The sequence below is a fragment of the Streptomyces sp. NPDC005784 genome, assembly GCF_042871525.1.
Classification (GTDB): Bacteria; Actinomycetota; Actinomycetes; order Streptomycetales; family Streptomycetaceae; genus Streptomyces.
The window spans coordinates 1-1218 of record NZ_JBIAIQ010000122.1 but is presented as its reverse complement, the minus strand read 5'-3'; the positions used below and the strand labels follow the sequence as shown (position 1 = coordinate 1218).

The 1218-nt window shown below is 67.3% G+C and carries 1 protein-coding gene and 1 pseudogene; one reads left to right on the top strand and one right to left on the bottom strand.

From position 1 onward, the window contains the following. Positions 1 to 306 precede the first annotated feature (306 nt). A pseudogene (locus ACFYR3_RS45780) lies at positions 307 to 468 on the top strand (alpha/beta hydrolase); the annotation flags it as partial. Positions 469 to 626: 158 nt separating this feature from the next. Here the strand turns inward: ACFYR3_RS45780 and ACFYR3_RS45775 are convergent. Further along, positions 627 to 1103: a GNAT family N-acetyltransferase gene (locus ACFYR3_RS45775; protein WP_389288370.1), complete on the bottom strand. Its 477-nt coding sequence runs from the start codon at positions 1101 to 1103 to the stop codon at positions 627 to 629. Between the last annotated feature and the right edge of the window lie 115 nt (positions 1104 to 1218).

Here is a 1218-nt window from a genome sequence, read left to right as displayed (position 1 = left end):
ACCACTGGTCAGACGGCCATCCACCGGGAATTCCGGTGGCCATCAGCCTGGACTCGACTGGCCACACACCTGGACTTTGCCACGGCCGCCGTCACTGCTGTGCCCATCCCGACTCCGATGTCGTCCTCGACATGTGAGGACGGCCCGGTCATGACGACACCGGTCCCGCCGCAAGAAGGAGCCGACGAGGCGTGCACAGCACCGGTCCTTGAGGTCCGCGCCCCCCGGGAGCCGGTCGGCTTCTGGGCGGAATGCCGGCCGGCAGTGCTCGAAATGGGGTCGTTCGATCCGGGCGCGAAGGATGCCGGCGGGGTCCTGGTGCTGGAGGTCTTCGCGCAGATGGGCGGCGACGAGGAGTTCGACGTCTCCTACTTCCAGGAGCGCGGCCGGGCCGAGGCGGAGATCGAACCCGACGTCCGCGGCTGGATCGGGGGCTTCTACGCCGCCTTCTCCTCCGAGACCGTACCTCGGCGTCCGATCCGTAGCCCGGTCCCGCAATGCTCCGGCGGGGCCGGGCTACCTGCTTCGCCACCGGCGTCCGGCGGGCGCCTGCCGAGGGGTCGGATCCTGCCCGACCACCACCTGGAGTCGAGCACGGCACACGGATTGGTTGGGTGGGCGTGGGGTCAGTCGGCCAAGGTGAGGAGCACTTCGTCGATTTCTTCGCCTCGTGCGTTCGCGAAGCCCCGGTCGCTGCCGGAGACCGCGAACCCGCACTTCTTCAGGACCTGGATCGAAGCGAGGTTGTCCGCCGCCGCGCGGCCGTGCAACGGACGCTCCGGCGCGAGGACGAGGAGTTCCCGCAGCGCGGCGGTGGCTACTCCTCGCCCCCAGTACTGCCGCCCGATCCAGTAGGTGACCTCGCGTTCCTCGGGCGGTCCGAACACGGCAGCATTCCCGACCACCTCGTCACTGTCGCCAACGACGGTGCGTGCGATGATCGTTGGGTCTTGGCGGATCCGTGCCCAGTGGGCCTCGAAATATGCGCTGTCTGATGGGTCCTTGGCAGTGAACGCCGCCATCCGGAGCCCTTCGGGATCGTTCATCTGAGCGAAGAAGATGGGCAGGTCTGCGTCTCTCACGTCTCGCAGCACTATCTGCATCAGAGCCTCCGGCTGGTGATTGAGGGGCCTCGCGTTTTCCGGACGTGTGTCTGACCGTATATTTCACGCGGCGATTCGCAACTTCTCGTGCTCGGCGTGGACTTCGCGTGGAGGG